The organism is Caballeronia sp. LZ043 (assembly GCF_031451075.1).
GTDB lineage: Bacteria > Pseudomonadota > Gammaproteobacteria > Burkholderiales > Burkholderiaceae > Caballeronia.
This window is the reverse complement of the sequence record NZ_JARUXT010000004.1, coordinates 722,615-748,472: the sequence shown is the minus strand read 5'-3', so window position 1 is coordinate 748,472 and position 25,858 is coordinate 722,615. Positions and strand designations below refer to the sequence as shown.

Sequence of the window (25,858 nt, the reverse complement as noted above, 5' to 3'; positions counted from 1 at the left end):
GAGCCGCCCTTGCAGGCGGCTCGATTGTTTCGCGCATCGAAAGCGCTCAATACATCGCGTAGATGAAATTCGACACCTGTTGCGTCGCCTCATCGGTGGCGCGCAGTTCTGCGGCCATGCTGCGCCATTCCGGTTCGAGCGCCGCGAGCGAATCGAGCCCCTGGCGCCTCCAGATGTCCACGAGCGAGGCGATCATGTCGTCCTCGCTCACGATGGGCTCAGGCTCGAAGACATCCTGCAGATAGGACGCGCAGTCGGCGTCGAAGGTCGTGGGAATAAAGCCTTCGACTTCCGGCTTCAAGGCCGCGAGCCGTGCGGCGAAGAACTGGTTCAGGTCGGCATCAGTCAAGTTCATACTCCTTCTTCCAGGATTCATCCATCTCGACAGCAGCTTGCTCGTCGCGATAGAGGATGTAGTTGCCCAGCACGAGCGCGTCGATCTCGGTGCGCATGAAACAGCGGTAAGCGTCCTCGGGCGTGCAGACGATAGGCTCGCCGCGCACGTTGAACGACGTGTTCACGAGCACCGGGCAGCCGGTGAGTTCATCGAACGCGCGCAGCACGGAGAACATGCGCGGATTGACGTCCTGCGTCACCGTCTGGATGCGCGCGCTGTAATCGACGTGCGTGATTGCGGGCACGTCGCTGCGCACCGCGTTGACGATCTCCAGCATGTCCTCCGGATCAGCGGCGTCCTTCGGCGTGATACGGCGCGCCTCTTTCACGGGCGCGACGAGCAGCATGTAGGGACTGTCGGCGTCGATGTCGAACCAGTCGGCCGCGCGCTCCTTCAGCACGATGGGCGCGAACGGGCGGAACGATTCGCGGAACTTGATCTTCAGGTTCATGCGCGACTGGGTATCGGCGGCGCGCGGATCGCCGAGGATGGACCGTGCGCCCAGCGAACGCGGGCCGAATTCCATGCGCCCCGAGAACATGCCGACGATCTTCTCCTGCGCCAGCAGCGACGCCACCTGCCGCGCGCCCTCTTCACCCTCCGGCAGCGCATGGAACACGGCGCCTTGACGCTGCATGAAGGAGAGGACTTCATCGTCGCGATACGCCGGGCCGATGAAACTGCCGCTTTGCGCATCGCCCTGCGGCGCGAGTACAGGACGGGTTCCGCCGAGCACGTTGAAGTCCGCGAGACAGGCCGCGCCGATGGCGCCGCCCGCATCTCCGGCGGCGGGCTGGATCCAGATTTCGTCGAAGATGCCCTCGCGCAGGATCTTGCCGTTGGCGACGCAATTAAGCGCCACGCCGCCCGCCAGGCACAGCTTGCTCGCGCCGGTGAGTTGCCTGATCCCGTAACACAGCTTCACCATGACTTCCTCGGTGACGGCCTGGATCGATGCCGCGAGGTCCATCTCGCGCCGCGTGATGCGCGATTCGGGCGTGCGCGGCGGACCGCCGAACAACTCATGGAAGCGTGCGTTGGTCAGCGCGAGGCCGCGATGGTAGTCGAAGCAGTCGAGGTCGAGACGGAACGAACCATCCGCCTTGATATCGATCAGATGCTGGCGGATCTTGTCGGCATAGACCGGCTTGCCATAGGGCGCGAGGCCCATCAGCTTGTATTCGCCGCTGTTGACCTTGAAGCCGCAATAGAACGTAAAGGCGCTATAGAGCAGCCCGAGCGAATGCGGATAGCGGATTTCCTTGAGGATATCGAGCTTCGAACCGCTGCCGAAGCCGAGGCTCGTCGTGGACCATTCGCCGACTCCGTCCACGCACAGCACCGCGGCTTCCTGGAATGGCGAGGGAAAGAACGCCGAGGCTGCATGCGAGTAATGATGCCGTGAGAAGTAGATCGGCACGTCGTCGCACGCGAGCATCGCGCGGATCTGTTCCTTGAAGTACGGCTTGACGCCGAAGAACGATTTGACGGCGTTCGTGAAGAACGCCTGCGACTCGGGCGCGAAGGCAATCGACGAGCGGATGATGCGGTCGGCAGTCAGCGCAGGATCGTCATAGAACGCGATAGCCGAGAGATCCGTGCCGTCGATCTCCGCCTCTTCGAGACAGTAGTTGATCGCGCCCGCCGGAAAGCCCGGATCGTGGCGCTTGCGCGTGAAGCGCTCTTCCTGCGCCGCCGCGACGATCTCGCCGTCCTTGAGGATTGCCGCCGCCGAGTCGTGATAGAAGGCCGAAATGCCGAGTACGTAGCGTGCCATTGTCATTATCCGATGATGTTTCGAAGCTGATTGGCCAAGGCTTCCCCGACCGCCCGGTGCGCGGGCGGTGTCATGTGCACGTCGCCGCGAAAACGGAAGCCGCGGCGCGTTTCGTCGTCGAACTTCCACAGGTCGTCCACGACGTGATGCACCGGCACGCCGCACTCGGCCGCCAGTTCGTCGAAACGCTTGCGCACGCCCGCATAACTCGCGGTCTTCTCGACGTACTGATACACCGGCAGCACGGCGATCAGCACCGGTACCTTCACTTCGGCGCTCCAGTGCAGCAGGATCGCGCGCAGCAGCTTCCACGCGTGACTGTCGGGCGAGTCGTATTCGGGCAAGGGCTGGAAGCGCGTGAGCTTCTGCACCTTGTCCTTGAACTCCGGTCCCATGCCGTTCACCATCTGGCGCGCCTTGGAGAACAGGCCGCCGCCCGGCGCGGGCGACTGATCGGCCTCGCAATGAAACGGCTGCGGCACGGGCACGCCCTGCAGGTCGATCGCGCCGCACTCCGACAGCTCGAACCACGGCTTCGGCACATAGAGCGGCGCGCCTTCGCGATCCGACCATTCGCGATGCTTCATCACGTTGCGCTGGATGTTCTCCACCAGCACGCTGATGACCACGGCATCGAAGTCGATCTTCTTCGCGAACTCGCGATACACCAGGTATTGCTGATCGGTACCGCTGCCGGACAGTCCGAAGTTGAGCACTTCCGTATCGGGCAGGTTGTCTTCCAGCACGTCGGAATAGCGCTTGCCGTTGCTGACGCCGTCGCCTGCCGTGAAGGAATCGCCGAACACGAGTACACGGCGCGCGCGATTCTTCTGCGGTGTCGCTTCGTGATTGCAGCGAAAGCCCGCGCCGTTCGTCTTGACGAGATAGCCGCCGCCCTCATGCGGTATCCGCAGCTTCAGACCCGGCACGAAGCGATATCCCAGCATCTCGTCGTACTGCATCAGCTGCCGGTGCAAGGGCGGCGCTTCTGCGCGTGCATTCATCGGTCTCTCCCGTTCGCCCGTGGGCGTCGTTGCTTATCCCGCGACGGCAAGCTCGCCCGCGCGCGCACCGTTGATGACTTCCGCGACGCCGTCGACATACACGTGACGCGGACTCGATGTCGCGAGCAGATGCGCGAAGCCCGCACTGCCCTCGCCGCCTTGCCATGCATGCGGCCGGTCGTACAGGCACAGGTCGGCGCGCATGCCCACGGCGAGCGAACCCAGATCGCGAAGGCCGACTGCGCGCGCCGCGCCGTGCGTCAGCGAATCGATCCATGCGTCGCACGCGGCGTCCGGACAGGCGCTCATCTCCGCCGCGCCCTGCGCGAGCCGGTGCAGCGCGCCGGCATCGACCGAGCAGGCCAGCGCGCGTGCGTTGAGCCAATGAGCCCAGAGCCGATGCTCGATCAGCGAAGCCCGCACGAGCGGCGCGCCGCATACGAGATTCACATCCGTTTCCGCGATGAACGCCGCGTCCTGACGCGAAATGTCGGCGGGACCGAACAGCGTGGTCTCGCAGCTCAGGATCGACAGATAGGACAGCAGCCCGACCTCGGTGAAGTAGCGCGTCTGCCGATACTCGCGCTCGTCGTCATGCGAAGGACACAGCTTGACGCACAGGCGCTTGCGCAGACGTTCCGCTGCCGATGCCACGCCAAGCAGCGACGCAGCCGACCAGATCCGCGCGGGCACCACGGCGGGCAGGAGCATGCAGCGCGGATCGGGTGTGTCGAACAACGCGTGCAGGTCGGCTTCCGGCGGTTCGTCGAGTTCGATGTAGATCAACCGGCGCACGCCATTGCCGCCCGCGAATGCGCAGGCATCGGGAAAGCCGCGCTGGAACGAGCCGGCGGTGGTGATGCCGTGAGTGAGCAGCAGGTTCGAGTGTTCGCGCCATGAGTCGGGCGCGATGCCGGCGTCAGCATCGATGAGGCCGGGGACGCAGACGAGATCGGCGGCATCGAGGCGATCCGTGCGCACGGACTCGCGCGGAGCCAGAATCCGTGCGATGCGGTCGCCGTCTATTTCCAGATCGCCGCGCACGAAACGATGCGTGAGCGAATCGAAATACCACGCATCGGACAGCACCCACTGATTCGCATGACACGCAAGCTGATCCAGCGCATTCATCTCGGCCCCCGTGTGCGTCATGCCGAGTCCCGGATGCGACTGTCCAGGCATGAATCGGCACGCACGACGACTGTCCTCGCGCGGCGCAAACGCGCCTGACCGCGATGGCTTCGGTTCAGAATATAGAAGTGCTATCCGGCGTGCGCCGCGGGTCTTGCGCAGCGCTTTCCTCGCGTGCCGCGGCGGGTTTTGCGTTTGCGAACCCGCGCAGCTTTCCGGAGTGAAAACATTTTCTTCAGCGCGTTGACAGGCCGATGTTCGGAAGGCCACACAGCCACAGGCGGCCCGAGGCGTGCCACTTCGACCGGTGCGATGCGCCATGATCGTGCGGAACGCCTTCTGGCGGGGCTTTCGGGCGCTTTTGCGGTGCTTCTTCAGCGCCGTTTTTGTGCATTGCGCCAGGCGGCCGTGGCCGATAGGCGCTATGCAATGGCCGCTGTGCGCAGCGCGTGGGCGGCCGCTTCACTCTGCGGCGCGCCTCGACTCGTGTTCGCGCGCCTCTTCAGGGCTTTCGTAGATATACGGCGCAAGCCCCCGACGCTTCAGCGCATCGCCCAGCTTGAGGCGCAGGAAACTGCTGGTGGTGTAGCGCGTCACGCGCTCGTACAGCGTGTTGACCAGACGCGTGACCATCTCCGAATAGGCGTCGAGCATGTCGGGACGGATCGAGAAGTTGTCGTAGTTCACGATGGCATGCGGCCGCGCCTTCGCCCCGCTCAGTTGCTTTTCGACTTCGCGCTGGATCGCCTCGACGTCGCTTGCATTCTGGACCTCGTGTCCTTCGAAATTGATGAAGAACAGATTCTTCTCCGCGTCGTAGCTGAAGCGCTCCGACAGATCCAGCCGCAGCAACAGCGTTCGCAAGCCCATCGGCGCATCGCGGAAGATGCGTTCGTCCATCAGGCGCGGCGGCGGCTCCATCAGCGGTGTGAACCCCATCCTGGCGACGATGTCCCGCTTGATGTCCACGCCCGGCGCCACCTCAGTCAGCCGCAGCCCGTGCTGCGTGAGTTCGAACACGCAGCGTTCGGTGATATAGAGCACGGTCTGGCCGCGCTCGGCCGCGTACCGGCCGCTGAAGGTTCGATGCTCCACCGCGTCCACGAACTTGACGCACTCCCCGTCACGACGGATGCGCAACTGGCCGTCTTCTATCGCGAGGTCCAGCTTGCCCGCATTGAAGGTGCCGACGAACACCACTTTCTTCGCGGCCTGGCTGATGTTGATGAAGCCGCCCGCGCCCGCCAGCTTGGGGCCGAACTTGCTGACGTTCAGATTGCCCTCACGGTCGGCCTGTGCCAGACCGAGGAACGCGATGTCGAGACCGCCGCCGTCATAGAAATCGAACTGATACGGCTGGTCGATGATCGCCTGCGTGTTGGTCGCCGCGCCGAAGTTGAGGCCGCCCGCCGGAATGCCGCCGATGACGCCCGGCTCCGTGGTCATCGTGAAGAGGTCGATGACCTGCTCCTCGTTCGCGACGCTCGCAATGCCCTCCGGCATGCCGATGCCGAGATTGACGACGCTGTTGGCCATCAGCTCGAAGGCGGCACGGCGGGCGATGATCTTGCGTTCGGTGAGCGGCATCGGCGGCACCGAGCTCGCGGCCACGCGCAGTTCGCTCGAGAATGCCGCGCTGTAGGGCTCGCCGAAGGTCTGCCAGTGATTGTCCGGCCGCGCGAGCACGACGCAATCCACCATCACGCCCGGGATCTTCACCTGCCGCGAATTGAGTGTGTTGGATTCCGCCAGCCGCTCGACCTGCGCGATCACGATACCGCCCGAATTGCGCGCGGCCATCGCGATGGACAGCGCTTCCAGCGTCAGCGCTTCCTTTTCCATCGTCACGTTGCCGTTGAGGTCGGCGGTGGTGCCGCGCACGATGGCGACATCGATCGGGAAGGTCTGGTAGTACAGATACTCGGTGCCGTCGATCGGCATGAGCCGCACGATATCCTCGGTGGTGCGCGCGTTCAGCTTGCCGCCGCCGTGACGCGGATCGACGAAGGTGCCGAGACCCACGCGCGACAATTGCCCCGGACGATGCGCGGCGATGTCGCGGAACAGCTGCGAGATCACACCTTGCGGCAGGTTGTACGCTTCGATCCGGTTGTCGATGGCGAGCTTCTGCAATCCCGGCACAAGCCCCCAGTGCCCGCCGATCACGCGTTTCACCAGCCCTTCGTGCGCCAGATGATTGAGGCCCTTGCCCCGGCCGTCGCCCTGGCCTGCCGCATACACGAGCGTCAGGTCCGCGAGGGGCTCAGTGCCTTCGCGAAAGCGTTCTTCCAGCGCCATCGCCACTTCCTCGGCAAAGCCGATGCCGACGAAGCCGCTCGTCGCGAGGGTATCGCCGGAACGGATCAGCCGCACGGCCTCGTGAGCCGACACGATCTTGCCGCGCTCGACGAGCCGGGCGGTGGACGGAAACGGCTGGCGGGTCGGCGGACTGCTGGCGGTCATGGCGTCTCCTGGATGATGTGATCTTGTTTTCACCCGCTTGCATCGATTTGCACCGGGTATATGTCTCGTGAAGTCTGATCAGCCGATTTCCGCCGTCATATCTCGACGCGCGCGCCCAGTTCGATCACGCGATCGGCGGGCAGGCGCAGGTAGGCCGCCACATTGCCGACGTTGTGCAGCATGATCGCGAAGAGCCGCTCGCGCCATAACGCCATGCCGTGGCCCGGAGTCGGCACTACGCTTGCGCGGGACAGGAAATAGGAGATCGTCGCCCGATCGAACTTGAGCCCCGACGAACGACACGTCTCCAGCGCGGCGGGCAGGTCCACTTCGTCCTTGAAGCCATAGTTCACGGTCAACTGGAAACAGCCGTCGCCGAGCTGCTGCAACGAGACGCGGCGCCCTTCCTCGACCCACGGCACCGGCTCGGTCGCGACCGTCAGGAAGACCGTGTGTTCGTGCAGCACGCGGTTGTGCATCAGATTGTTGAGCAGCGAATGCGGCACGCCGTTCGGATCGTTCGACATGAAGATCGCCGTGCCCTCCACCCGCGCCGGCGCCTTGGCATGCAGGTTCGACAGGAACTGCCGCAGCGGCATCGTGCCCGCGCGCACGCGCGCTTCCTGCACCATCAGTTGGGCGCCGCGTCCCCAGGTGGCCATGATGGTGAACATCAGGAGGCCGATCGCCAGCGGAAACCAGCCGCCTTCCCTGATCTTGAGCAGGTTCGCCGAGAAGAACATCGCGTCGATCACGAAGAAGAACGCGGTCGCGAACAGGCACAGCGCCCAGTTCAGATGCCATGCATAGCGGATCACGAAGAAGGTCAGCACGGTGGTGATGAGCATCGTGCCCGTCACGGCGATGCCGTATGCGGAGCCGAGCGCCGTCGACGACCCGAAGCCCAGCACGGCGGCGACCACCGCCAGCAGCAAGGTCCAGTTGATGCCCGGCACGTAGATCTGCCCGATCTCCCGTGCCGACGTGTAGACGACGCTCATGCGCGGCAGAAAGCCGAGCTGCATGGCCTGCTTGGTCATCGAATACGTGCCGGAGATGACCGCCTGCGAGGCGATGACGGTCGCGATGGTCGAGAGCACCACCATCGGATAGAGCATCCACGACGGGAACAGCCGGTAGAACGGATTCTGCAGCGCGGCGGGATCCGCGATCAGCAGCGCGCCCTGCCCGAGATAATTGAGCGCGAGCGCCGGAAAGACCACCGCGAACCAGGTGAGGCGGATCGGCAGCGCGCCGAAGTGACCCATGTCGGCATAGAGCGCTTCGGCGCCGGTCAGCGAGAGCACCACGGCGCCGAGCGCGACGAACGCGAGCCAGCGATGATGTGCGCAGAACGCGAGTCCTTCGAGCGGATCGAGCGCGGCGAGAATTTTCGGCATGGCCACGATGTTCACGACGCCCGATACGGCCAGTATCACGAACCACACCACCATGACCGGCCCGAAGACCGCGCCGATGCCCGACGTGCCGTACTTCTGCATCAGGAACAGCGCCACCAGCGCGACGAGCGTCACGGGCACGACATAGGGCTGCAGGCCGGGCGCGGCGACTTCGAGCCCTTCCACTGCGCTGAGCACCGAGATCGCCGGCGTGATGACGCCGTCGCCGTAGAACAGCGCGGCGCCCATCACGCCGATCAGCAACAGCGTCTGCTTGAGGCGCTTCTTCGATTCGACCGAGGACGCCGCGAGCGCGAGCAGCGCCATGATGCCGCCTTCGCCGTGGTTATTGGCGCGCAGGATCAGCGTGACGTATTTGAGCGAGACGATCAGCGTGAGCGACCAGAAGATCAGCGAGACGATGCCGATCACATTGGCCGGCTGCAGCGCGAGACCACCGGCGGGATCGAAGACGGTTTTCAGCGTGTAAAGCGGGCTTGTGCCGATGTCGCCGTACACGACGCCGAGCGCCGCCAGCGAGAGCCCCGCCCACGCCGTGCGGCCGTGCGGTCCGGGCGCGTGCTGGTCGCCGGCCGGCATGCCGGTTGCAGTCGATCCCATGATTCCTCCCTGCGTTATGGAGCCGCTGCGTATGCCGCGGCCGATTTGTCAGAGGATGAGCGTCTGCCTGATTGTCTCGATAGCAGTATAGGAACGGTTGCGGGCTTGTGTTCGGGTTCGTGTTCGGTTTGTGTTCTTGCAGCACGTTTCACGCGTAACGGATCTGCGCCACGGCGCGCAGGTCGTCGGCGCTTGCCGTCCCGTAGCCGAAGAACTCGAGATAGGCGGGAATCATTTCGAACAGCATGTCGGTGCCGACTTGCACCTTGCAGCCTTTGTCCATCGCCGCGCGCAGCAACGGCGTGTATTCCGACTTCATCACTACTTCGCCGACGAACGTGGCAGGCGCGATGCGGTCGATATCGAACGGCATGGGATCGCCCTCTTTCATGCCAAGCGGTGTGGCGTTGACGATGACGTCGAAACCGGCGGGATCTTTCGTGTCGGTGCGCACGGTCAACTGCGGATAGTGCTCGCGCAGACGTGCTGCAAGTCCTTCCACAGACGCCGTGTTCATGTCGAAGATCGCCAGTTCGGCGACACCGGCGGCGGCCAGCGACGCGGCAATCGGCGAACCGACGCCGCCGCTGCCCAGCACCAGCACGCGCGCCCCGTCGAGCTTGCAACCCTTACGCTCGACGCCGCGCACGAAGCCTGCGCCGTCGAACTGATCGCCCAGCAGCGTGCCGTCCGGTCGCTTCAGGATGGCATTGCACGCGCCGGCGATGCGCGCGGTCGGACTGACTTCATCCATCAGGCCGAGGGTCGTGATCTTGTGCGGCATCGTGACGAGCGCGCCGCGGATGTTGGTGAGATTGAACAACTGCGGCAGGAAGGCGACGAAATCGTCCGGTTTCACGCCCATCGGCACGACGACGGCATCGATGCCTTGCTGGTCGAACCACGGGTTGTAGATCATCGGCGCCTTGAAGGCTTCGGTCGGGTAGCCGAGATGGGCGATGAGGGTGGTCTTGCCGCTGATCATGGCCGCTCCTTGTGCAAGGTCAGGCCGCGCGGAAAGCGCGTGCCTTCACCATGATAGTGCGGTTCGCGCGAGTCAGTGGCTTGCGCCGAGGTAGGCCGCCTTGACCGAGGGATCGTTGCGCAACTGCTCCGCCGGGCCATGCGTGGCGACCCGGCCGTTTTCGAGCACGTAGCCGTAGTCGGCGACGTTGAGGGCGGCCGCCGCGAACTGTTCGACCAGCAGCATCGTGACGCCGTCCGCCTTCAGGCGCTCGATGATGCGGAACACTTCGTCGACGAGAATGGGCGCAAGACCCATCGACGGTTCGTCGAGCAGCACGAGATCCGGGTTCAGCATGATCGCGCGCGCCATGGCGAGCATCTGCTGTTCGCCGCCCGAGAGCGTGCCGGCCAGTTGATGACGGCGTTCCTTCAGGCGCGGAAACAGTTCGATTGCGCGTTCGAGATCGGCGTCCACGTCGCCCTTCGGACGCGACCAGGTGAGGCGCGGGAATGCGCCGAGCAGGAGGTTGTCGGTGACGGACATCGTCGCGAAGACGCGGCGGCCTTCGGGAGAATGCGCAAGACCCAGCCGCGCGATACGGTGCGAGTCCAGCGAGTCGATACGCCGGGTGTTGCTGCCGACGCCCATGGTGATCTCGCCGTCAGTGGCCTTGATCATGCCGGAGATGGCGCGCATGGTGGTGGTCTTGCCCGCGCCGTTCGAGCCGATCAGGGTGACGACCTTGGCCTTCGGCACGTGAAGCGAGATGCCGTGCAGGACCTTGACTTTGCCGTAGCCGGCGTGGAGGTTGTTGATGGTCAGCATCGTGAGCGGGCTCTCTTCGTCTTCGGCGCGGGTTGTGCGGTGGGTGCTTTTTCGGGGTTGTTCTTTCTGATTAGATACCTGTGGTGCGCGCTGGTCTATTAGCAACGGCCCTCGCTTGGGACGGATTTTCGTGGCTGCGGGATCAGGTGCTTTGGTCGTGGATGTGGCGCAGCGCGGCGGTGTCCCATCTGCCCATGTCGATAGCGTGCTGGAGCATTCCGAGGGTCAGGGGTTCTGCTACCCGGTAATCGACAACGCCCCATCTTTTGAGCAGCCACTTTGTCAGAAAAGGAATTCTGATTCCGCGGTACGGGAAGTATCGATTGAAGTCGTAGTCGCCCAGATCGACGGTGAAGCGTTCGAAATACTCTTCGAGCAAATCCGCCGCCGACTCTGGGAGCATTTCAAGGTCTTCGTCCAGACGGTCACTGAGAACAAGAGGCTGATGCCCTGCCTTGTATCCGTGGTTCAATACGACAGCCTCTAGCTCAGCCGAGAGTGCCAAGGGTCGTGTCATTGATTCTGTCCTGCGGTTGAACGAGCGTGTTATAGCGGAGCGTGGTTTTTATCTGGATAGCAACGAGATCGTAGGCGACGACAGGCACCGAAAGAAATGGTAGCCACCTACCCACGAAAGCGCCGAGATGGCTGGTATGCCTGACGCGCAGTGGTAAGTAGCCCACAAGCGTTGGGAGGCGTTTCTTCATCTTGACATTCAGAAATTCCCGACCGATCACAGAAGCGAGTGACGTTCCCGGGATAGTGCCCTTGGGCTTTACTCGCGTGCCCAGCATCGGCGCGCCCAACACAACCGCAAACACGGCAGCAACTTCAACGACGTCGAAGTGCTCGCAAATGATCTCCACCAGCACGCAGAGATAAAGTTCCTCCTTGGTGAGATCATGCAGGTCACCATAGCTATACAGGGTGACTGACAACTCCCCATCGCTGACAAGCGCTTCGTAGCTCACTTCTAACCGCCGTTATCGAAACTGCCGCAGATCGATCACTGCCGTCACCGCGCCCATCGTGCCGCCGGTGATGCTTTGCGGAAAGTATTCCTGCTTCATGGTAGTGAAGGAGAGACTGACCGTCTCGATTGCCATGCTGCCTCCACCTGCCGGAGACACGTGCGTGATGACTACATCGCCAAGCGTTATTCGAAAGTATTCGAACGGCACCCCACCCGCTTTCCGCAAGGTGAGCTTGACCTGCCTGATGCGCGTCCCATTGAAGCAATACACCGCGAGATTGGGCGAGGCGCGGTCAATCTGATGTATGAATGTCAGGTCGCCCACGGTAGCTTTGGATGCCCCGCCACCCGAGCCTGACGTGTTGGCAGCGTTCTGCCGGATATCCCAGTTCCATGAACTGGCCTGAATGGCACGAGGGTGCATTGCGTCCGGAGACTCACCGTCGATACCGTCGATGTCTACAAAAATATCGCCAGACATGGATCTCCACGCTCGGCCGAGGAAGCCGCTCCTCAGCGGCTGAATATCCTGAATGACTGTAGAGCATCAGAAAATCAGGATAAGTCGAGGTGACGGCAGCTTATCGCCAGAACGAAAACCTGATAACCCCGAAAGATCCGAAATCGCCCTCAAGCCGCCTCCGCCGCCTGCCCACCCAGATAAGCCTCGATAACCTTCTCGTTGGCCTGAATCTCCGCCGGCTTTCCTTCCGCAATCTTCTGCCCGAAATCCAGCACCGAAACGATATCGCACACGCTCATCACCACATCCATGTGATGCTCGATCAGCACGACCGTGATCCCGTGATGCCTCACCTTGCGAATGATCGCCACCAGTTCGCGGATATCCGGCGCAGTCAGTCCGGCTGCCGGTTCATCGAGCAGCAGTAGTTGCGGATCGAGCGCCAGCGCCCGCGCGATTTCGAGCAGACGCTGCTTGCCATAAGGAAGATTGCGCGCCTCCTCGCCGGCCGCATGCTCCAGTCCCACGAAGCGCAGCATATTGAACGCCCGCTCCCGTGCCGCAAGTTCTTCGCGCCGGTAACGCGGACTCATCACGCCGACATCCGCCAGGTTCGACCTGAACGTGTGATGCAGTCCGACGAGCACGTTCTCCAGCGCCGTCATCTCCCCGAACAACTGCACGTTCTGAAACGTCCGCGCAATGCCCGAAAGCGCGATGCTCGACGACGTGCGTCCCGCGAGCGACTGCCCTTCGTAGTCGATGGCGCCCGCCGTCGGCACATAGATTCCTGTCAGCACGTTCATCATCGTGCTCTTGCCCGAGCCGTTCGGTCCGATCAGCCCGTGGATCGTGCCGCGCCTGACCGTCAGGTTCACGTCGTTCAGCGCCTTCAGTCCGCTGAACTGCATCAGGACGCCGCGCACGTCGAGGATCGCATCCATGCCCGCAGCCTCGACCGCCGATAGCGCATCGTCCTCGCGCGTCTGGTTCGCGAGTTCCTCGGTATCTACCTTGGTCACGCGCACGCGGCCGAGATTCAGCGTCTTGCGCACGAAGCCGACAATGCCGTCCTGCAAGTAATACACGACGAGCAGGATCATCAGCCCGAAGATGGTCAGACGCCAGTCGGTCAACGCCTCGATCCAGAACGAGAACACGGCGAGCCCCGCCGTGCCGATCACCGGCACCGCCACGCGCCGCAAGGTCGTGGTCTTGCGGGCCAGCGCCAGCGCGGCGCCCAGCACGACGATAACCGCCAGCGCCGTGGCAACCACGCGGAAGTTGGAGATATCGTCGAGCAGTTTCGGCAGCAGGACGATCACCGTCGAGCCGATGATCGCGCCCGTCCGCGTCTTGCGTCCGCCCATGATGATGGCGAGCAGGAACAGGATGGTCAGTTCGAAGTTATAGGTATTCGGCGAGATGTACTGCTCCGAATACGAATACAGACAACCGGCGAGCCCCGCGAAACCCGCGCTGATCACGAACGCATAGACCTTGTATCGATACACCGACACACCCATGCAATCGGACGCGATCGGGCTGTCGCGCAAGGCTTCGAACGCGCGGCCCAGATGCGACTTCAGCACCCGGTGCACGACGATCAGCGACACCACCAGCAGCGCCGCGACGAGCCAGTAGTACTGCACCTCGTCGAGCCGATGCCCGGCAAAGGACGGCTTCGGGATCTTGAGTCCCATCGGGCCGTTGGTGAGGAAGTCCATCTCGTTGATGAGGATCTGGATGATCGTGCCGAACGCGAGCGTGACCATCGCGAGATACGGACCGGACACGCGCAGCGCGGGCAACGCGAGGATCGCGCCGAAGCCGGCCGTGACGAGGATCGAAAGCGGCGCGGTCACGTAGAACGGCATGCCGAGCTTGATGAACAGCACGCCCGCCGTGTACGCGCCCACGCCGAACAGCCCTGCATGACCCAGCGAGACCTGACCGGTATAACCCACCACGATATCGAGCCCGAACAGCAGGATCGCGTAGATCATGATGGTTTCGACGAGATGGATGTAATACGGATTGCCCGACGCCAGCGGAAACACCACCAGCGCGGCCAGGCCGACGAGCGCTGCGATCCAGTTCTTTGCATTCATCGTGGCCGCCTCAGACTTTCTTGATCGCCGTCTTGCCGAACAGGCCGGCGGGCTTCACGGCCAGCACGATCAGCAGCAGCACGAGTCCCGGCACGTCCTTGTAGCCGGTGGAGATATAGAAGCCGGTCGTCGTCTCCGCGATGCCCAGGATCATCCCGCCGACGATGATGCCCATGCCGCTCGACAGCCCGCCGATGATCGCCACCGCGAACGCCTTGAGGCCCAGCACTGCACCCATCGTCGCACCCGTCAGCGTGAGCGGCGCGATCAGCACGCCGGCGAACGCGGCCGTCAGCGAGGACAGCGCATACGAGAACGTGATGACCAGCCCGGTGTTGATGCCCATCAGCGCGGCGGCGTCGCGGTCGTTGGCGGTCGCGACCACGGCCTTGCCGAAGATCGTCTTGCGATTGAAGAACTCCACCGCGAGCATCATGACGAGCGCGCCGCCGACCACGAGCAGTTCCATCGGCAGCACGTTCGCGCCAAAGACCTTGAGCGGCGCTTCCGGCAGCGGCGAAGGAAAGCGCAGGTCGTCGCGGCCCCACACGTTCTCCGCCACATTCTTGAAGATGATGCCGAGCGCGATGGTCGACATGATCCAGCCGAACTCCGACTTGATGCGAATGGCGGGCCGCACGCCGATGCGCTCGACGAACGATCCCTGCACGAGTCCGAACAGGCAGACCAGCGGAATCATCAACCAGTAGTTGACGCCCGCCGACACCAGCGTCAGGCCGACGAGCGCGCCGAGCATCAGCGCGTCGCCCTGACCGAAGTTCAGCGTGCCCGACGTGGCGAACGTGAGTTGGTAGCCAAATGCGATCACGGCGTAAATCATGCCGAGCGCGATACCGCTATAGACGAGTTGCAGGAGGATCATCGTCGGGCACCAGGATAGAGCATGAAAAAGCCGCACTCGCCTCCCCGGCGAGCGCGGCTTTGATCGGCATGTCGGGACGGCCGGCCTTAGTTCGTCGCCGTCGTCTGCTTGGTGCGCAGCGTGCTGCCGCCCTTCTTGTCGGCGTCGTAGGCATAGACCACGCGGCCGCCCTTTACTTCGCCGACAACCGGCACGTTCGGGCTGATCGCCTCGTGATCGGTCTTCGTGAACGGCTTGTCATAGACCATGACCACGCCTTCAACCTTCGTGTTCAGGTTCTCCAGCGCTTCCTTGACCTTCGGGCCATCGGTGCTGTTGGCCTGCTTGATCGCCGCCGCGAGCAGATACACCGAGTCATAGCCCTGCGCCGCCGACACCGGCGAATCGATGCGTTCGTTCTTCGGCTTGAACTCCTTCAGATACGCCTCGATGAACGCCTTGCGCTTCGGCGTATTGGCTTCCTGGATGAAAGTCTGCGGCATGCGCGCGCCTTCGCCGTTGCTGCCGGCATTGTCGATGTAGTTCGCCATCGAAAGCGTCCAGCTGCCGATCAGCGGCACTTTCCAGCCGAGCTTCGCCATGCCGTTCGCGATCTGAGCGAGTTCAGGCCCGATGCCGTATGTCAGCACAGCTTCCGCGCCCGCCTCCTTCGCTTTCAGCAACTGGGCCGTCATGTCGACGTCCTTGATGTTGAACTTCTCGACCGCCACCGGCTTCACGCCCTTTGCGGCCAGCGCCTTCTCCAGATCCTCGCGGCCAAGCTGCCCGTAGTTCGTCGAATCGGCGAGGATCGCGACCTTCTTGAAGCCGCGCTTCGTCACCGCTTCCTCGACGATCATCGGCGCCTGAATGCGGTCGGCCGCGGCATTGCGGAACACATAGTTGTCGGGCTGGTCGTCGAACTGTTTGGTCACCACGGTGCCGGTCGCGACGTTGTTGAACACCGGGATCTTCGCTTCCTGGAAGAAGCGCTGCGAAGCGAGCGCCACGCCGGTGTTGATGTAGCCCACCACCGCGACCACCTTCTCCTTGTTGATGAGCTCCTGCGCGATCTGCACGCCGCGCTCGTTCTTCGCTTCGTCATCGCGCTCCACCAGCACGATCTGACGCCCGAGCACGCCACCCGACTTGTTGATCTCGGCGGTCGCGAGACGCACGCCGTCGCGCATGCTCACACCCATGGACGACGAACCGCCGGTGAACGGCCCATCGACGCCGATCTTGATCGGGTCAGCCGCGTGCGCCAACGAAAATACGCCGAATGCGAGCACGCCCGCGATGAGCTTCATCTGCATACCCATGTGTGTCTCTGTCGCCTCGATTGTTATGAAAAGGTCGGCGCGACGAACCCTCGGCGCGCGTGCCCGGTCCCGCAGGTTATTGCCAGCCGGCGCATGCAACGCTGTTGAGTGCAATCTGCGTTATCGATTACATCGGCCGTGTCCGATATTAGAAAAATGTAAGGATATGACCATATTCGGACATACCCGAGGGCACGCGCGCTGGCACACACGCGATGCATCGCACCGGTGCATGGCCTGCAAATAAAGGGAAAATCGGATCAGATGAGGGATGCGCTTGAACAGCATCCCAAAGCTTTCAGACGGCGTATCGAAAGGCGCCGGTTCGCGGGTATACGTGTAGCTACATGCCCCAGCGCAAACCCGCCGTGTGCACCGGGCTGTCCCAATGACGGGTCATCTCGTCGTCGAGCGTACACAGCGTGATCGACGCGCCCGCCATCTCGAGCGACGTAGTCAGTGCGCCGACCTGCGAACGCGCGATGCCGAGACCGCGGCCATCGAGCCAGCGGCGCACTGCGTCATACAGCAGATACAGCTCGCCCAGCGCCGTTCCCCCAAGTCCGTTGACGAGCACGAGCAGGCGCGCATCGGCGGCGGGTTTCAGATCTTCGACGATCGCGGCCAGCAGCTCGTCGGCAATCGCATCGGCGGTGGCGAACTTCGCGCGCCTGCGCCCCGGCTCGCCATGAATGCCGACGCCGATCTCGATCTCGTCGTCGCCAAGCGAGAAGGTCGGCTTGCCGGCGGCAGGCACCGTGCAGCTCGAAAACGCAACGCCCATCGACGCGATCCGTCCCGCCACGCGTTCTCCGAACGTGCGGCACGCTTCCAGGTCCGCGCCGGTCTCGGCGAAGCTGCCCACCAGCTTCTCGACGATCACCGTGCCCGCGACGCCGCGCCGGCCCGTCGTGAAGCTCGAGTTCTCGACGGCGACATCGTCGTTGACGAGCACGGTGGCGTTGGGCATCTCGCAGAGCTCGGACGCCATCTCGAAGTTCATCACGTCGCCGGAATAGTTCTTCACGATGAACAGCACGCCCGCGCCAGTGTCGGCGGCCTGCGCGGCGGCCAGCATCTGGTCCGGTGTCGGCGACGTGAACACCTGGCCGGGACAGGCGGCATCGAGCATGCCGTAGCCGACGAAGCCCCCATGCAGCGGCTCATGTCCCGAGCCGCCGCCCGAGATGACGGCCACCTTGCCGGGCTTGAGCACCGTGCGCACGATGAACGCCGGATCCAGGTTCACCGTGACGAGATCCGCATGCGCAGCGCCGAAGCCCGCGAGACTCTCGCTCAGGAAGTCATCCACGCGATTGATGAACTTCTTCATGTCTCCCTCTCCTTGTGAGGTTCAGGCCGCGTCTTGCGCGAGGCGCGCGCAGACGGCCGCGATCATGAGCTGACTGGAACGCGCGCCCGGATCGATGTGACCGCGCGAACGTTCGCCGAGAAACGAAGCGCGGCCCTTGGTGGCGAGCATGTCGCGCGTGGCGAGCATGCTCTCTTCTGCAACGCGCGGCAGCGCATCCAGTGCCTCCGCTTTCGATGCGCCCGCCCCGGCCAGCGCGGTGAAACGCTGCGCCACCGGAATCAGGACGTCCATCATGGTCTTGCTGCCGGTCGAGGTCTTGCCGCGTTGCCCGACTGCCTCGACGCCCGCCGCGAATGCGCGCGCGAACGCGGCGACGCTATCAGAGGCGTCATCGATCGGCGTCTTTGCCATGCCGGTCAGCATCGAGAAGAACAGCGGTCCGGATGAACCGCCTACCGTGGAGAGCGTCTTCGCCGCGGCGAGTTTCAGCGCGGGCGCGAAGGCTTCGGCTTCGATCTGCGTGCGCAGCGCCACGAGGGCATCCATGCCGCGCAGCAGGTTGATGATGTGATCGCCGTCACCGATAGCCTGATCCAGCGATGCGATTTCGTCTGCATGTTCCTTGAGCGACGCATGCGCTGCGTCGATGCACGCCATGACCGTCTTGCCGTCCATGCGCCGATCCTCCGTTCACGGGCAGAGTGAGCGGAAAGGATACCGCGTCGTGCGGGGTCACGTCGTGCATCACGCGGGCGCTTCAGGTCCAGGGCACATGCACGCGGTCGAGATCGCGATCGAGCTGATACGCGGCGCTGATGAGCGCGAGATGCGTGAGCGCCTGCGGAAAGTTGCCGAGCGCCTCGCCACTCGTCGCCACTTCCTCTGAGAACAGGCCGACATGGTTCGCATAGGCGAGCATCTTCTCGAACACCAGCCGGCCCTCGTCGACGCGGCCCGCGCGCGCCAGCGCTTCCGCGTACCAGAACGAGCACGCGGAGAAACCGCCTTCGGTGCCGGGCAGGCCGTCCAGCGTCGGGCCACGCGTATAACGGAAGATCAGCGGATCGACGCGCAGTTCGCGGCCGATGGCATCCAGCGTGCCGATCCAGCGCGGATCCTTCGGCCCGATGAAGCGCACCAGCGGCATCATCAGCGTGGAGGCGTCGAGCGTGTCGGAATCCGGGGTCTGCACGAAGCTTTGCAGTTCGTCATTCCAGAAGTGCTCGTGAATGTCGTGATGAATCTCGTCGCGAGTGCTGAACCAGCTGGCGAGCGGCGCGGGCAGCGAGCGCTTTTCCGCGAGACGCAGCGCGCGGTCCACCGTGACCCAGCACATCAGGCGCGAATGCAGCAGCGGGCGCGTGCCGTTGCGGAATTCCCAGATGCCGTTGTCCGCATCGCGCCAGTGCTCGACCACGTAATCGACGGTGCGCGTGACGTGCCGCCAGCCTTCGTAAGAGATCGCCGCGCCATACTTGTTGTACAGATAGAGCGAGTCGAGCAACGCGCCATAGACGTCCAGCTGGATCTGCGCGCGCGCCTCGTTGCCGATCAGTAGCTGGCCCTTCCCATCGCCGACGAGGCTGTCGAGGTTCGCCTCCGCGAGCGCATCCTCGCCGTCGACGGAATACATCACACGCAACTGCCCATGCGAGCTGCAATCGCGGCTACGTCCGGCGATCCACTTCATGAAGCCCTCGGCCTCGCCGGTATAGCCGAGCCGCAACAGCGCGTACACGCTGAAGGCGGCGTCGCGAATCCAGGTAAAGCGGTAATCCCAGCGGCGCGAACCATCCTGCGCCTCGGGCAGCCCGAAGGTCGGCGCCGCGACGATCGCGCCGAACTCCTCCGAACTCAGCATCTTGAGCGTCAGCGCCGATCGCAGCACCACTTCGCGGTAGCGTCCGCGATACGTCGAGCGCGCCGACCAGCTCTTCCAATAGTCGATCGTCGCCGCCAGCACTGCATCGTGTTCCGCCTCGATATCCGCGAGGCCTTCCGGCAAGCCGAAGGCAAAGCACGCACAGTCGCCTTCCTCGAGTTCCAGCGTGGCGCAGGCTCGCGCGCCGTCGAGCGACAGCGGCACGTTGGCGAGCAGTTGCACGGACGGCGAGCCATCGGCGGGAATGAATTCGACGCCCCGCTCCACCGCGCGCGCCTCATGCCCGGCGCGCGCATAGTCGAAGCGCGGAGCGCACGTCACATCCAGCGTCATGCGGCCAAACACAAGCCGCACGATGCGCAGCACGCAGTTCGGCGCCTGATCGGCGCGCGGGGCATCGGCGGCGACGGGCATCAGGTCGAGCAGCTCGCATACGCCGTCGCCCGTCATGAAGCGCGTGAGCAGCACATTGGTCTCGGGCAGATACATCTGCTTGACGTTGGCGTGCGGCACGCGTGGCGTAATGGCGAACGAGCCGCCACGCTCGCCGTCGAGCAGCGCGGCGAACAGCGTGGGTGAGTCGATACGGGGAAAGCACATGAAGTCGAGCGCGCCGCGCAGCGAGACCAGCGCGGCCGTCTTCATGTTGCCGATCATGCCGCGCCCGTCGACAGGCAACGCGACCGGTGGAACCTGCTGGGGATGGTGTCCCATGACGTTGTGCTCCCGGCGAGCCGTGGTTGGCGTCGTCGGAGGGGAGCAAGTCATATTCCTGTCGCGCGCGTCAGCAAGGCTCCCGGCGCGACAAAGTCTCGACAGCTCAGCGCGCGGCCGCTTGCTCGGATGTCCCCGTGGCGGGCTCTGCCGACGCGCTGCCGAACACCGATGCACTCGCCGCGCCTTCCTGCACGGCCAGTGACGTGGCGGCCGGCACCGGCGCCTCCGCGTGACGCGACCGGCCGATGCTCGCGATATAGACCACCGCCGCCACGGCAACGCCTATCAGCACCGCCGCCACCGCGAAGCCTGACGACTTTCGCCTCATTGTTCCTCCTGATCGGATACGATGTCCCCGGCTCGCGGGCCGGCCCCGTGCCGATGTTAGCAGCGCCACCCGTCAAGGCCGCGTGGCCCGCCGCGCATTGCAGCACCGATCGATCAAAAAAACCGACCCGAGGGATATTCATGCACGCCGTCACGGCCTTCAATCTGGTGCTCATCTCGCTGATCGCGATCATCGCGCTCGAAGTCCTCGCGCGCAGGCTGCGTCTGCCGCCCGCCGCCGCGCTGCTGATCGGCGGCGTCGCCATGGCCTTCGTGCCGGGATTGCCGAAGTTCGAACTCGATCCCGAACTCGTGCTTGTCGTGTTCCTGCCGCCGCTGCTTATGTACGGCGCCTATTTCTTCGTATGGGACGACTTCAAGCGCAACCTGAGCGGGATCCTGCTGCTCGCCATAGGCGCGGTGGCCTTCACCACTTTCGTGGTCGGCGTGGCCGTGCATCTCGTCGTGCCTTCGCTGCCATGGGCCGCCTGCTTCGCGCTGGGCGCGGTCGTCTCGCCGCCCGATGCCGTCGCCGCCAAGGCCGTGCTCGAACGGGTCGCGTTGCCGCGGCGCCTGATGGTGCTGCTCGAAGGCGAAAGCCTGCTCAACGACGCTGCCGGCCTCGTGCTGTTCCGCTTCGCGCTCGTCGCGGCGATGAGCGGCGTGTTCAGCGCGCCGCGCGCCGTCGCCAGCTTCGCGGGGCTCGCAATCGGCGGCGTGGTGGTCGGCATCGTCGCGGGGTACATCGCCGTGAAGCTGATGCGCGCGCTCGCGGACGACTATCTCGTCATCACCACCTCCATGCTCACCGCGTGGGTCAGCTATATGGCGGGCGAGATGCTCGGCGTGTCCAGCGTCATCGCCACGGTCACCTGCGGCATGATGGTCGGCTGGCATCAGCACGAAGTGTTTTCGGCGGCGCAGCGCATGCGCGGCACGGCCTTCTGGCAAGTCGTCGTGTTCGTGCTGGAGGCGCTGGTGTTCGTGCTGATCGGGCTGTCGCTGCGCGGCATCGCCGTGCGTCTGGGCGGCGTCGGCGATGCCTTTTCGCTGCTCGGGCCCGCGACCGCCGCGGTGATCGGCGTCGTGATCGTGTCGCGCTTCGTGTGGGTGTTCGGGGTCGAGGGACTGAAAGGCATCGTGTGGTCGCTCAAGGGCCGCAAGCTCGCAGGCGCGGATGCCGAAGACGCGCGCGCCATGCGGCCCGACTGGCGCGCGGCCACGGTCGTCAGCTGGGCGGGCATGCGCGGCGTCGTGACGCTCGCGGTCGCGCTCTCGCTACCTGAGGAAATGCCGGGCCGCGACCTCATTCTGTTCGCGGGCTTCGCGGTGATCCTCGTCACGGTGCTGCTGCAAGGCGCGACGATCGGTCCGCTGATCAAGTGGCTCGCGCTCGCGACCGGGCATGAACGCTCGGCGCGGCATCTGAGCGAGCCACAGGCGTGGGCGCGCATGGAAATCGCGCAACTGGCCGCCATCCAGCCGCTCGTCAGGGACGCGAACGGCGAGGTCATTCACCCGCGGCTGCTGGAGCAGTACACGTATCGCGCGGACTTGTCGTCGCGCTTCCAGAACGAAGAGGACTTCCCGACCGAGGCGCGTCATGCGCACTACGATGTCGTGCTCGCGGCCATCGCCGCGGGTCGCGCCGAGTTGCTGAAGATGCATCGCGGCGGGCAGATTCACGACGAGCTGCTGCATTCGCTCGAACACGACCTCGATCTGCAGGAGATCATCGCGCTGCATTCCCGCGGCACGTGATCAGTCGCCGCCGTCGCGGGAATGAACAGGCGCGGCAAGCGGCAGGTCTGCCGACGCTTCATCGCCCGACATCCAGGCGAATGCCGTGACCGCCGTGCGCGCATTGTTGCGCAGGCGGATGAGCCACCGGCCTGACGGGGCCCTGTGCGTCGTGGGTTGAACGGCGATGAGGATCATCGGCCGGGCGCCCCGCGCGCCCCGTCCGAGATGCACGACGCTGCACAGCGTATCGGCGCCCTGCCTGTAGACGCCGATCTCGCCGCGCGTCAGCCACGCACTGCCGACGCCGTCCGGCGTGACCACCTGAATGTCGATGTCCGGGTCCGCGCCTGCGCCGTCGAGCCAGATCTCCGCGAAACTCGGCGACGCGCAAGCAGCGGGCACCGGCCACGGCAACGCGGCCTGCGTGATGAGGGTGCGGGTGTCGCGGCACTGCGCCCAGTTATCGGTGCCGGACGGAAGGATGATGGAGCACGCGCCGATGTCCATCAGCTCGTCGAGCGCGCCTTCGATCAGCGAACTGCCGTCCTGCTGCCAGGCGACATCCCCGGCGTTCATGCTGACGAGCGGATGGCTGCGCGGCCCGCCGATATCGCGCGCCCGCTGCGCCACGTAGCGGACGGCGTCGAGCAGGCTGGCGTCCGGGCTCGGCCCGACTCCGCCGCGTACCGTGCGGCTGCGGCGCTGGAGCTGTACGCCGATCATCGGCGGGCGTTCCTCAGGGCCGGTGAGCGGACCCGGACGATGCAAGTGCGTCTGGTTCGACGTGGCGGACGCGTCGCTCAACAGCGCGTTCATCCGGTTCTTGAGCAGTTCGCCGCCGTACCCGAGGCCGCGCGCGCTGTCGGCTGCATCGTTCTGGTTCCAGAAACAATGAAAGCGCGTGTCGGTGCCGAATGAATGCTGCGCGTGACGCCGATGAAAAAATGAAAGCTCTTCCTCGCACACGCCCACGATCATGCGCGCCGGAAAGGCGCAGGCCGGTACGGGGCTAAGCGCGGCCCGGCCGTGCGGACGCACACCGTGCGCCGACGCGAGTGTCGTCATGCCCGTTAGCCGTTCGATTTTTCCGGAGAGATCGGTACCGAGCCGTGTGAAGAACTCGCGTGTGACGTGAGCCGTGCAGAAACGCGTGCTCTCGAGTCCGTCCGGAGGATCCCGATACAGCGCGGACATCCAGATCCAGTCCTGCCAGCCGTGGCGGTCGATCTCCTGCGCGAACTGCCGCGCGGTGAAACCGCCCCGCTTGAGTTCCAAGGCAACCGGCATGCGCGCGCCCGCTTCGCCGGCGGGATTCGCGCGCCGCTCCAGGTTTGCCCACACGAAATAAGGGTCGAGCCGGATTCCGGATGCGAGGAGCTGGCGGGCCGCTTCGCCAAATACATCGCGGGGAACCGTTCTCTCCCAATGCGGCGCCATGCCTGTTTCCCTCTTTATCGGTGTCGTCGTGGCTCGAACGCGTTTGACCTCGGGCGTTGGTGCGACACGACTCATCTGATTATTTCGGGTACCGAAATTCCAGTCGAAACCCGATCAGGGCTACCGTAGTCACTCGGCGCGTCCTTGGCAAGCGGGATTGCCCTTGCATTCCGCGCGCAAGGTGGCTCCTCTTACATTCGGCACACGATTTCCATGTGCCGAACGATATGAGGCAAGTGCTTCATTCGGCCGCGCGCGACTCCGGTTCAGGAAACACGGACGAAGTCTTTCGTCCATCGCGCGAGGTCTTCTTTCTGCGCGCCACCAGGTTCAGGCCTTCGACGAAGCCCGCGAAGCCCATCGCGGCGTAGATGTAACCCTTGGGCACATGCGTGCCGAACCCTTCGGCAATCAGCGTCATGGCGATCACGAGCAGGAACGACAGCGCCAGCGTCACGACCGTCGGATTGCGTTCGATGAAGCGCGACAGCGGTTGCGCTGCAAACAGCATCGTCGCAACCGCGAAGATGACGGCGATGAACATGATCGGCAGATGTTCGGTCATGCCGACCGCCGTGATGATGCTGTCGACGGAAAAGACGAGGTCGAGCAGCAGGATCTGGCCGATTGCGGACCAGGCCGTCATCGTGCCGATACTCGACGCGACGCCCGGCGCATCGTGCGCCCCCTTCCCCACGTGGTGATGCATTTCCTTGGTTGCCTTCCACACGAGAAACAGGCCGCCCGCCAGCAGGATCAAATCGCGCCATGAGAACGCATGATCGAAAAGCGAAAACACCGGCGCGGTGAGACGCGCGATCCACGCGACCGTGCCCAGCAGCGCAAGGCGCATCACGAGGGCGAGCATGATGCCGATACGCTGCGTGCGCGCGCGTTGCTCCACGGGAAGCTTGTTGCTCAGGATGGAAATGAACACGAGATTGTCGATCCCGAGCACCACTTCCATCACGATCAACGTAACGAGTGCGGCCCAGACGGCGGGATCGGTGGCGAGCAAAAGAAGATATTCCATGGATTTTTTTGTGGATGTCGGTCAGCTGAGGAATGGTGCAATCATCCACAGTCCGTCCCAACGGAAAAATCAGCGATAATCGGAACGGTACTTCGGTTTTTCCGAAGTCAGGTCTCACGCCCTAACCGCCGGGGAATATCCGCATGCTCAACTATCGTCACTTGCATTACTACTGGGTCGTCGTCAAGGAAGGCGGCTTCGCACGGGCCGCCGAGCGGCTCGACATGGCCGTGCAGACCATCAGTGCGCAGGTGCGGGAACTGGAAAAGTCGCTCGGGCATCAGTTGCTCAAGCCGGCGGGACGCGGCGTCACCATGACCGAAGCGGGCCAGGCCGCGTTCGCCCGCGCCGAGGAAATCTTTCAGCTGGGGCAACTGATTCAGGACGAAGTGCGGGAAGCCGCGAGCGGCACGCTGGCACGGCTGGCGGTCGGCTTGTCTGATGGCATTTCGAAGCTAGCCGCGCACGCGTTGCTTGCGCCGGTGCTCGGCAATTCGTCGCTGCGGCTGCTGTGTCATGAAGGCGAGACCGACGAACTGCTCGGCGAACTGGCCTTGCATCGGCTCGATCTCGTGCTGTCAAGCCATCCCGCGCCGCATAACCAGAACCTGCGGCTGACGAGCGAACGGCTCATCGCGTCGCCGGTGGATTGGTACGGGCCCGCGTCGATCGTCCGCAAGAGCGCCATCGACCGCTTTCCGGAGAGTCTCGCCACCCTGCCCATGCTGCTGCCCACCGGTCACTCGTCGCTGCGGGCGCGGCTGGATCGTTGGCTGGAGACGCAGGCGATTGCGCCGCGCATCGTCGGCGAATTCGAGGACAGCGCGCTGATGGCGGTCTTCGGCGCACGCGGGCTCGGCGTGTTTCCGCTCGCCGAATTCGGCGCCGGCGACGCACCCCTGCTGCGCGGTCTGCGCTGGCTCGGCCGCTCGCCGGACGTGAAGGAAGAGGTGCATGCCATCGTCTCGCGGCGCGGACGACATCATCCGTTGACGCAGCAGGTGCTCGCCAGCGCGCTCGGCTAACTTCGCTTTTTTCGAAGTCTTGGTTCCATTGATTCTGCTTTTTCGATGCGCCGCCGCCGCTTA

The 25,858-nt window shown here is 64.2% G+C and carries 22 protein-coding genes; 2 read left to right on the top strand and 20 right to left on the bottom strand.

The features are described from left to right. Positions 1 to 46 precede the first annotated feature (46 nt). The 18 genes from QCE64_RS30930 to QCE64_RS30845 all read right to left on the bottom strand — a co-directional run bounded on the left by QCE64_RS30930 (position 47) and on the right by QCE64_RS30845 (position 20,558). A complete protein-coding gene (locus tag QCE64_RS30930; RefSeq protein WP_310007957.1) occupies positions 47 to 355 on the bottom strand; it encodes a hypothetical protein in 309 nt (102 codons plus the stop codon). Beyond that, positions 342 to 2,174 (bottom strand): carbamoyltransferase, encoded by a 1,833-nt coding sequence (locus tag QCE64_RS30925; RefSeq protein ID WP_310007955.1) that lies wholly within the window; start codon positions 2,172 to 2,174, stop codon positions 342 to 344. Before QCE64_RS30925 ends, QCE64_RS30930 begins: the two co-directional genes overlap by 14 nt. Positions 2,175 to 2,179: 5 nt before the next feature. Further along, positions 2,180 to 3,178 (bottom strand): SGNH/GDSL hydrolase family protein, encoded by a 999-nt coding sequence (locus QCE64_RS30920; RefSeq protein WP_309934763.1) that lies wholly within the window; start codon positions 3,176 to 3,178, stop codon positions 2,180 to 2,182. Positions 3,179 to 3,211: 33 nt separating this feature from the next. Further along, positions 3,212 to 4,330, bottom strand: coding sequence for a hypothetical protein (locus QCE64_RS30915; protein ID WP_309926279.1), 1,119 nt, complete (start codon positions 4,328 to 4,330; stop codon positions 3,212 to 3,214). Between the two features lie 441 nt (positions 4,331 to 4,771). Beyond that, complete coding sequence (locus QCE64_RS30910; protein ID WP_310007953.1) at positions 4,772 to 6,772, bottom strand: acyl CoA:acetate/3-ketoacid CoA transferase; 2,001 nt, start codon at positions 6,770 to 6,772, stop codon at positions 4,772 to 4,774. A gap of 95 nt (positions 6,773 to 6,867) precedes the next feature. Beyond that, positions 6,868 to 8,793, bottom strand: coding sequence for a potassium transporter Kup (locus QCE64_RS30905; protein ID WP_309934757.1), 1,926 nt, complete (start codon positions 8,791 to 8,793; stop codon positions 6,868 to 6,870). A gap of 148 nt (positions 8,794 to 8,941) precedes the next feature. Further along, positions 8,942 to 9,778, bottom strand: coding sequence for a ThiF family adenylyltransferase (locus QCE64_RS30900; RefSeq protein ID WP_309934755.1), 837 nt, complete (start codon positions 9,776 to 9,778; stop codon positions 8,942 to 8,944). Positions 9,779 to 9,850: 72 nt separating this feature from the next. Then, the gene (locus QCE64_RS30895) at positions 9,851 to 10,585 is read right to left on the bottom strand and encodes an ABC transporter ATP-binding protein (protein ID WP_309838060.1); all 735 of its coding nucleotides are present in this window, start codon (positions 10,583 to 10,585) and stop codon (positions 9,851 to 9,853) included. A 142-nt stretch (positions 10,586 to 10,727) separates the two neighbouring features. Beyond that, the gene (locus QCE64_RS30890; protein ID WP_310007951.1) at positions 10,728 to 11,102 is read right to left on the bottom strand and encodes a DUF1493 family protein; all 375 of its coding nucleotides are present in this window, start codon (positions 11,100 to 11,102) and stop codon (positions 10,728 to 10,730) included. After that, positions 11,074 to 11,556 (bottom strand): STM2901 family protein, encoded by a 483-nt coding sequence (locus QCE64_RS30885; RefSeq protein ID WP_310007949.1) that lies wholly within the window; start codon positions 11,554 to 11,556, stop codon positions 11,074 to 11,076. Before QCE64_RS30885 ends, QCE64_RS30890 begins: the two co-directional genes overlap by 29 nt. Positions 11,557 to 11,568: 12 nt before the next feature. Further along, entirely contained in the window at positions 11,569 to 12,039 is a 471-nt protein-coding gene (locus tag QCE64_RS30880; RefSeq protein WP_309926266.1) for a type VI secretion system tube protein Hcp, read from the bottom strand. Between the two features lie 149 nt (positions 12,040 to 12,188). Then, positions 12,189 to 14,132 (bottom strand): branched-chain amino acid ABC transporter ATP-binding protein/permease, encoded by a 1,944-nt coding sequence (locus tag QCE64_RS30875; RefSeq protein WP_310007948.1) that lies wholly within the window; start codon positions 14,130 to 14,132, stop codon positions 12,189 to 12,191. 10 nt (positions 14,133 to 14,142) lie between these two features. Further along, positions 14,143 to 15,015 (bottom strand): branched-chain amino acid ABC transporter permease, encoded by an 873-nt coding sequence (locus QCE64_RS30870; protein WP_309820144.1) that lies wholly within the window; start codon positions 15,013 to 15,015, stop codon positions 14,143 to 14,145. Between the two features lie 86 nt (positions 15,016 to 15,101). Then, positions 15,102 to 16,310, bottom strand: a complete 1,209-nt coding sequence (locus QCE64_RS30865) for an ABC transporter substrate-binding protein (RefSeq protein ID WP_404987799.1) — start codon at positions 16,308 to 16,310, stop codon at positions 15,102 to 15,104. A gap of 349 nt (positions 16,311 to 16,659) precedes the next feature. Continuing rightward, complete coding sequence (gene dhaK / locus QCE64_RS30860) at positions 16,660 to 17,649, bottom strand: dihydroxyacetone kinase subunit DhaK (RefSeq protein ID WP_310007946.1); 990 nt, start codon at positions 17,647 to 17,649, stop codon at positions 16,660 to 16,662. Between the two features lie 21 nt (positions 17,650 to 17,670). Further along, positions 17,671 to 18,306: a dihydroxyacetone kinase subunit DhaL gene (dhaL, locus tag QCE64_RS30855; RefSeq protein WP_309926259.1), complete on the bottom strand. Its 636-nt coding sequence runs from the start codon at positions 18,304 to 18,306 to the stop codon at positions 17,671 to 17,673. 82 nt (positions 18,307 to 18,388) lie between these two features. Continuing rightward, positions 18,389 to 20,227 (bottom strand): glycoside hydrolase family 15 protein, encoded by a 1,839-nt coding sequence (locus QCE64_RS30850; protein WP_310007944.1) that lies wholly within the window; start codon positions 20,225 to 20,227, stop codon positions 18,389 to 18,391. A 106-nt stretch (positions 20,228 to 20,333) separates the two neighbouring features. Then, positions 20,334 to 20,558: a hypothetical protein gene (locus tag QCE64_RS30845; protein WP_310007942.1), complete on the bottom strand. Its 225-nt coding sequence runs from the start codon at positions 20,556 to 20,558 to the stop codon at positions 20,334 to 20,336. A 140-nt stretch (positions 20,559 to 20,698) separates the two neighbouring features. On the opposite strand from QCE64_RS30845, the gene QCE64_RS30840 reads away from it, so the two are divergent. Further along, the gene (locus QCE64_RS30840) at positions 20,699 to 22,318 is read left to right on the top strand and encodes a Na+/H+ antiporter (RefSeq protein WP_309926253.1); all 1,620 of its coding nucleotides are present in this window, start codon (positions 20,699 to 20,701) and stop codon (positions 22,316 to 22,318) included. Here the strand turns inward: QCE64_RS30840 and QCE64_RS30835 are convergent, their stop codons facing one another. Next, on the bottom strand, positions 22,319 to 23,737 hold the full coding sequence (locus QCE64_RS30835) for a hypothetical protein (RefSeq protein ID WP_310007940.1): 1,419 nt from the start codon (positions 23,735 to 23,737) through the stop codon (positions 22,319 to 22,321). It abuts the gene before it with no gap. Between the two features lie 241 nt (positions 23,738 to 23,978). Further along, positions 23,979 to 24,770, bottom strand: a complete 792-nt coding sequence (locus QCE64_RS30830) for a TerC family protein (protein WP_309926250.1) — start codon at positions 24,768 to 24,770, stop codon at positions 23,979 to 23,981. A gap of 143 nt (positions 24,771 to 24,913) precedes the next feature. Here QCE64_RS30830 and QCE64_RS30825 point away from each other — a divergent pair, with 143 nt between their 5' ends. After that, positions 24,914 to 25,795 (top strand): LysR family transcriptional regulator, encoded by an 882-nt coding sequence (locus tag QCE64_RS30825; protein WP_309926248.1) that lies wholly within the window; start codon positions 24,914 to 24,916, stop codon positions 25,793 to 25,795. The last annotated feature ends 63 nt before the right edge of the window (positions 25,796 to 25,858 follow it).

Coding starts and splice junctions, on each gene's coding strand:
- QCE64_RS30835 (WP_310007940.1), bottom strand. CDS start 23,737: ATGGCGCCGCATTGGGAGAGAACGGTTCCCCGCGATGTATTTGGCGAA.
- QCE64_RS30825 (WP_309926248.1), top strand. CDS start 24,914: ATGCTCAACTATCGTCACTTGCATTACTACTGGGTCGTCGTCAAGGAA.
- QCE64_RS30930 (WP_310007957.1), bottom strand. CDS start 355: ATGAACTTGACTGATGCCGACCTGAACCAGTTCTTCGCCGCACGGCTC.
- QCE64_RS30925 (WP_310007955.1), bottom strand. CDS start 2,174: ATGGCACGCTACGTACTCGGCATTTCGGCCTTCTATCACGACTCGGCG.
- QCE64_RS30890 (WP_310007951.1), bottom strand. CDS start 11,102: ATGACACGACCCTTGGCACTCTCGGCTGAGCTAGAGGCTGTCGTATTG.
- QCE64_RS30900 (WP_309934755.1), bottom strand. CDS start 9,778: ATGATCAGCGGCAAGACCACCCTCATCGCCCATCTCGGCTACCCGACC.
- QCE64_RS30880 (WP_309926266.1), bottom strand. CDS start 12,039: ATGTCTGGCGATATTTTTGTAGACATCGACGGTATCGACGGTGAGTCT.
- QCE64_RS30915 (WP_309926279.1), bottom strand. CDS start 4,330: ATGACGCACACGGGGGCCGAGATGAATGCGCTGGATCAGCTTGCGTGT.
- QCE64_RS30905 (WP_309934757.1), bottom strand. CDS start 8,793: ATGGGATCGACTGCAACCGGCATGCCGGCCGGCGACCAGCACGCGCCC.
- QCE64_RS30840 (WP_309926253.1), top strand. CDS start 20,699: ATGCACGCCGTCACGGCCTTCAATCTGGTGCTCATCTCGCTGATCGCG.
- QCE64_RS30865 (WP_404987799.1), bottom strand. CDS start 16,310: ATGCAGATGAAGCTCATCGCGGGCGTGCTCGCATTCGGCGTATTTTCG.
- QCE64_RS30845 (WP_310007942.1), bottom strand. CDS start 20,558: ATGAGGCGAAAGTCGTCAGGCTTCGCGGTGGCGGCGGTGCTGATAGGC.
- QCE64_RS30870 (WP_309820144.1), bottom strand. CDS start 15,015: ATGATCCTCCTGCAACTCGTCTATAGCGGTATCGCGCTCGGCATGATT.
- QCE64_RS30850 (WP_310007944.1), bottom strand. CDS start 20,227: ATGGGACACCATCCCCAGCAGGTTCCACCGGTCGCGTTGCCTGTCGAC.
- dhaK (WP_310007946.1), bottom strand. CDS start 17,649: ATGAAGAAGTTCATCAATCGCGTGGATGACTTCCTGAGCGAGAGTCTC.
- QCE64_RS30830 (WP_309926250.1), bottom strand. CDS start 24,770: ATGGAATATCTTCTTTTGCTCGCCACCGATCCCGCCGTCTGGGCCGCA.
- QCE64_RS30895 (WP_309838060.1), bottom strand. CDS start 10,585: ATGCTGACCATCAACAACCTCCACGCCGGCTACGGCAAAGTCAAGGTC.
- QCE64_RS30910 (WP_310007953.1), bottom strand. CDS start 6,772: ATGACCGCCAGCAGTCCGCCGACCCGCCAGCCGTTTCCGTCCACCGCC.
- QCE64_RS30875 (WP_310007948.1), bottom strand. CDS start 14,132: ATGAATGCAAAGAACTGGATCGCAGCGCTCGTCGGCCTGGCCGCGCTG.
- QCE64_RS30920 (WP_309934763.1), bottom strand. CDS start 3,178: ATGAATGCACGCGCAGAAGCGCCGCCCTTGCACCGGCAGCTGATGCAG.
- dhaL (WP_309926259.1), bottom strand. CDS start 18,306: ATGGACGGCAAGACGGTCATGGCGTGCATCGACGCAGCGCATGCGTCG.